Below are 5362 nucleotides of genomic sequence, written 5' to 3'. Positions count from 1 at the left end.
TCTTGTGCGAGTCTTCCGTCTTCGCCCCTTTTGGACTACGCCGAGACAGGTCGGCCAGGATAGGCGGCGCGGTCGGGGTGGGGGAGCCGGGGCGGGTGCGGGCTCACGTTGTATTGGTTCGGAAACTCCCCGGTGTCGCGGGAATGTTCCCTCCGAGTCCTTCGGCCTCTGCGCGCTCCTTCGTCGCTTTGCCAAAAGCTTCCCTCCGCATCGGATTCCGATGCTCCAAAGTTTGGAACGGCCCCGCGCCCGGCGGCAACGGCAATCCGGGAGGCTTGCCTCCGTATTGAAATATCTCCGACAAGAGGAATCTTTCCTTAGTCGCTCCCCGCCACGCGCCCCCAAAATCGCACGCTTCGCTTTGCTCTGGGAGCTTCCCCCCGCCACCCGTGGCGCGGTTGCCCCGCGCGTTGCTCGCTTTGCTTCGCCGCGCGGGGAAATGCCACTCCGACGCAGGACGCGACGCCCACGGCCCGGCAAGCGGGCCATCTACGACGCTTGAGGATTACCCGGCGAAGCCGGAAGGATGGGGAAGGAGCCATGCCCCGCGCTTCGCGCCTGGCACCCAATCTTGGGCCGCCTCCCCGGCCCGCTGGAAAGCGGCTAAAGAGAAAATCATCTTTCGGAACGGCTCCTGGCGGCCAAGTTGGCGCGGATGTTCCAAATGCGTTCGATCTCGTCAAATGCGTCGTCGAAAGCACGACGCAAAAGGCTTTGGTCGGGAAACCGTAGCAAGGAGTTTGCCGAAGCGATCTCCAGCGAGTCGTTGTAGAACCGTTTTGGGTAGCGGGCATAAGCCCAGTTGGAGCCCTTGCGTGCGGCTTCGTATAATGGAAAGTAGTGCTCGCGAACAACGGCATCGAGAATCGTGAGAAACTCGCCAATCGGAACGCTTTCGCCGAACGGTCCGATTTGCCGAACCCTTGCGGTTAGCCCGATTAGATCGTGTCCGATGTCCTTTAGTTTCTCTCGGTAGTCTTTCCGCTTCTCGGAAGTCATCCAATCGTGATCCCGGAGGTTCCGGCACTCTTCGAACTGGCAAAGCCACATGCCCTTGAGAAATATCTCCGCGCCCATCTGGAAAACCGGATAGGGAAGATAGGTGTTCAAGGGTGGTCTGGAAAGGCCGCTGGACAACTGAACCGAAATCGTGCCTTTGGCACTTTGGATCAGATCCCGGCCATCTTCGAGCCATCGAAGAGGCTGAAGATCGGTATCGACCTTGAAACCGGGTTGGAGGCTGGGGTTCCCATCACGACGTTCAAGCCATGCTTTGCGCATGGCTTGGTAAGCTTCTTCTTTTTTCCGGTCACCGTCCTCGCGCATGCATTCGGCGATGAGCCGAATCGTGTCATCGTCCGGCTCCATTGGTGCTCAGGAGGCCTTGTCGAGGTAGCTTTCGAGCATCTCGAGAACGACGCCCTGCTTAGCCTTCGGAAGTCCGACCAGCCGCTGTGTGAGTTTTTTCACTCTTGGCGGTGGGCCGCTTTTGATCTTCTCGGGTTTGAGATCGAAGAGTTCGTCGAGGGAAACATCGAGAACCTTTGAAACCTTGAGCACGAAATCACTGGTTGGGTTCGGGCAACTGCGTTCGTAGTGGTGCACGAGGCTCCTGGAAATCTCCAGCGCATCGGCGAGTTCCTGCTGGGTCATGCCGCGTTGCTTGCGAAAATGGGAGAGTCGTTGACCGAAGAAAGGGGCTTCCTTGGTGGTGGTTCGTCCGCTTGCCATGGGCCGATTATACGGACGATTCGTCAAAATGGTCTTTTTCACGGAAATCGCTTGCATGTCTATGCCAATGTGAACTATCAAAAAATTATGCAAGTTAAGAATGCTTAAATTTTTGATAGTTTTGCCTTGACTGCCAAATACGAAAAAAGGCCAGCAGCTGAGTCGGGAAAACATAAGCCGCTGACCTTCAATCAGTAAATGAATACAAAGACATGAAAGAAGAAAACGGCCCGGAAGGGCAAGCTGAAACGACCGGACGGAAGCCCTCTCCGGTGAAACTGGTGGTAGAAATCCACCCCCTGAATCTGGAGCCTGCCCGGGCGTTGGCGCGGGAGCGTTGCTTGCAAAAGCTCGAAGAGACGCTCGGAGAGTTGGCCCACGATCTGGCCGAGGCTTGGAATCGTCCGGGCAGTTGGGAGGCGAGTCGGGTGACGGACTGGCTGGAGAGCCATTATCCACCGGTGGAAACCTTGAAAGAGTGGAGGCGGGAAGATGGGTAGGATCCCCGAGACCGAACTGGACTCCCTGAAATCCTCCGTGGACCTCGCGGCCTTGGTCCGGTCCAAGGGAATCGAGCTGAAGAAGCATGGCTCGAAGGACCTTGCGGGCCTCTCGCCGTTCACGGAGGAGAAGACGCCGAGCTTCATCGTGACCCCGGGCAAGAACCTGTGGCACTGCATGAGCAGCGGGCAGGGCGGGAGCGTGATCGACTTCGTCATGAAATACGACGGGGTCTCCTTCCGGGAGGCGGTGGAGCTTTTGCGGACGAAGAACCCCTCGCTCTACCGGAGCGCGGGTCCGGTGAGGAAGTCCACCGTTCCGAAGCTTCCGCCTCCGATCGAGTTCGACGCGGACGACCAGACGCTCTTCGGGCAGGTGCTCGCTTACTACGCGGGGCGGCTAAAGGAGAATAAGGCTGCGGTGGACTACTTGAAGAAGCGCGGCCTCTGGGAGGAAGAAGCCCTGGCAACCTTCCGGATCGGCTACGCCGACCGGACGCTCGGGCTGACCTTGCCGCACAAGAACCGCAAGGACGGAGCGGAAATCCGCACCCGCTTGCAGCGGCTGGGGATTTACCGCGAGAGCGGTCACGAGCATTTTAACGGATCGCTGGTCTTCCCCGTGATCGACCCCGATGGAAATGTCCGTGAGATCTACGGGCGCAAAGTCGGCAGTCAAAAGAGTGGGATCTACCACCTTTACTTGCCCGGTCCTCATGCGGGGATCTGGAACCCGGACTGCCTGAAATCTCCCGAGATCATCTTGACCGAATCGGTGATCGACGCGCTGACCTTTTGGGCGAACGGCTTCTGCAACGCGACTTGCATCTGGGGAACCGAAGGCTTTACGGACGAACATCTCGAAGCCTTCCGGCAACACAAGACGCAAAGGATTTATCTGGCCTACGACCGGGACAAGGCCGGGGACCGCGCCGCGGAGCGGGACGCTCCCCGGCTCCAATCCATCGGGATCGAATGCTTCGGGGTGAAGTTCCCCGCTGGTCACGACGCGAACGAATACGCCACCAAAGTAAAACCGGCCGAAATCTCCCTGAAGACGGTTCTCTCCGGAGCCGAGTGGTTGGGCCGTGGCCGGAAATCTTCCGGTATCAAAGATCAGACTACGCGCGTGCCTTCTTCTTCTATTCTTTTAGCTGCTAAGTTAGCTGCTGAGGAACCCGCCTTGGCGGGTGACGAAATCCCGACTCCCGTCGGGACTAAGTTAGCTGCCGAGGCTGAGGGGCAGAATGATGCCACTAAAGAAAAAAAGGCTTCGGATTCCCCGTGCTTGAAGGCTGTCGGGGAGGACTACGTTCTCGAACTTGGGCCTCGTGCGTATCGTGTGCGGGGCCTTCAAAAGAACGGCTCACTCGAAGTGCTTAAGGTGAACTTGCGCCTCGTTCACGGGGAACTTTTTCACTTGGACACCCTGGACTTCTACCGCTCGAAGGACCGGGAAGCCTTTGTCCGGGCGGCAGCGAGCGAGACGACCCTCGAACCGGACCTGATCAAGCGCGACCTCGGCAAGCTGCTGCTCGCTCTCGAGCAGGTGCAGGAGGAGCGCATCCGGGCGGCGACGGAGTCGCAGCCCTCCCATCCGGAAATGAGCGAAGAGGAGCAAGCGGAAGCTCTCGAACTCCTCAAATGCCCGGACCTGCTGGAGCGGATCCTGTCCGATTTTGAATCGTGCGGGATCGTGGGGGAGTCCACGAACAAGCTGACCGGGTACTTGGCCTGCGTCTCGCGCAAGCTGGACCGTCCGTTGGCCGTGATCGTGCAGAGCACGAGCGCGGCGGGGAAGTCGACCCTGATGGAATCGATCCTCGCCTTCATCCCGGAGGAAGAGCGCGTCAAATACTCGGCGATGACTGGCCAGAGCCTTTACTACCTCGGGGAGACGAACCTGAAGAACAAGATCCTCGCCATCGTCGAGGAGGAGGGCGCGGAGAAGGCCTCCTACGCCCTCAAGCTCCTGCAGAGCGAGGGGGAACTGACCATCGCGAGCACGGGCAAGGACGATCAGGGCCGCATGAAGACGGAAGAATACCACGTCGAAGGCCCGGTGATGATCTTCCTGACGACCACGGCGGTGGACATCGACGAAGAGCTATTGAACCGCTGCCTCGTTCTCACAGTCGACGAATCCAGGGAGCAGACGAAGGCCATCCACGACCTGCAGCGCGAAGCCGAAACCTTCGAAGGCTTGAAGCGCAAGGTGGAGCGGGAGCGCATCCTTGCGGTTCACCGCAACGCCCAGCGGCTGCTTAAGCCGCTTCCGGTGGTCAACCCGTTTGCAAAAAAGCTGACCTTCCTCTCCGACCGCACGCGCACGCGGCGCGACCACGTGAAATACTTAACCCTGATCCGGACCATCGCATTGCTGCACCAGCATCAAAGGCCGCTGAAGGAGCGCGACGGACTCCAATACATCGAAGTGGAGACCTCCGACATCGAGGCGGCTAACCGGATCGCGCACGAAGTGTTGGGCCGCTCGCTGGACGAGCTGCCGCCGCAGACCCGGCGCTTGCTGATCCTCCTTCGTGAAATGCTCGATGGGCGTTGCCGGGAGGAGGAGTTGACCCCTGATGTGTGTCTGTTTAGCCGCCGGGACGTGCGCCGGTTTACCGGCTGGACGGAGTTCCAGGTCCGCACGCACCTGACGAAGCTCCAGGACATGGAATACATCCTCCCGCACTACGGCGGACGCGGCCAGAGCTTCGTTTACGAACTGCTGTTCAACGGCGAGGACGACGGACGGCCGCAAATGTGCGGCTTGTTGGACATGACTACGACGAAAACTTCGAGCATTGAAAGCGGAGGTTCGAGTATAGAAAGAAATGGTTCGAGCCCCCAACGAGCATCCAACGAGCAGGGTTCGAGCATAGGGCGAAACGGCTCCCAGCCCAACGGGAAAGGGCCTTCCGGGCTGAATTACCACCAGCCCGCCCCAAAACGCACAAGAGGGCGAAAACCGCAAGGCGTCGTAACGCATGTCACGCCGTAGCGATAGCGAAGGAGAATAGGCGTGGGCGGAAGAAAAGGCATAGCGAGCGTGGCCGGGATGCGTGGCCGCCGCAAAGGGGGCCTGTCGGCCCCGCTTCGCCCGGAGGGCGACGACGATCCTTTTTCGT

General features: G+C 59.4%; 5 protein-coding genes. 3 read left to right on the top strand and 2 right to left on the bottom strand.

What is annotated here, in order from left to right:
• A partial coding sequence (locus H5P30_RS21895; protein ID WP_221774373.1) for a hypothetical protein occupies positions 1 to 290 on the top strand: 290 nt, incomplete at its 5' end.
• A gap of 325 nt (positions 291 to 615) precedes the next feature.
• Here the strand turns inward: H5P30_RS21895 and H5P30_RS14350 are convergent.
• Together H5P30_RS14350 and H5P30_RS14345 are read right to left on the bottom strand one after the other, a co-directional pair.
• Positions 616 to 1368, bottom strand: a complete 753-nt coding sequence (locus H5P30_RS14350) for a hypothetical protein (protein ID WP_185691323.1) — start codon at positions 1366 to 1368, stop codon at positions 616 to 618.
• Positions 1369 to 1374: 6 nt separating this feature from the next.
• Complete coding sequence (locus tag H5P30_RS14345; RefSeq protein WP_185691324.1) at positions 1375 to 1773, bottom strand: helix-turn-helix domain-containing protein; 399 nt, start codon at positions 1771 to 1773, stop codon at positions 1375 to 1377.
• Positions 1774 to 1943: 170 nt separating this feature from the next.
• Here H5P30_RS14345 and H5P30_RS14340 point away from each other — a divergent pair, with 170 nt between their 5' ends.
• Together H5P30_RS14340 and H5P30_RS14335 are read left to right on the top strand one after the other, a co-directional pair.
• Positions 1944 to 2231, top strand: a complete 288-nt coding sequence (locus tag H5P30_RS14340; RefSeq protein ID WP_185691325.1) for a hypothetical protein — start codon at positions 1944 to 1946, stop codon at positions 2229 to 2231.
• On the top strand, positions 2224 to 5235 hold the full coding sequence (locus tag H5P30_RS14335) for a CHC2 zinc finger domain-containing protein (RefSeq protein WP_185693616.1): 3012 nt from the start codon (positions 2224 to 2226) through the stop codon (positions 5233 to 5235). The genes H5P30_RS14340 and H5P30_RS14335 overlap by 8 nt, the downstream gene beginning before the upstream one ends.
• Positions 5236 to 5362 lie beyond the last annotated feature (127 nt).

Origin of the sequence: Puniceicoccus vermicola, assembly GCF_014230055.1 — a bacterium.
In the GTDB taxonomy this organism is placed as follows: domain Bacteria; phylum Verrucomicrobiota; class Verrucomicrobiia; order Opitutales; family Puniceicoccaceae; genus Puniceicoccus; species Puniceicoccus vermicola.
The sequence above is the reverse complement of the archived record's forward strand: the minus strand, read 5'-3'. Positions and strand labels throughout refer to the sequence as shown.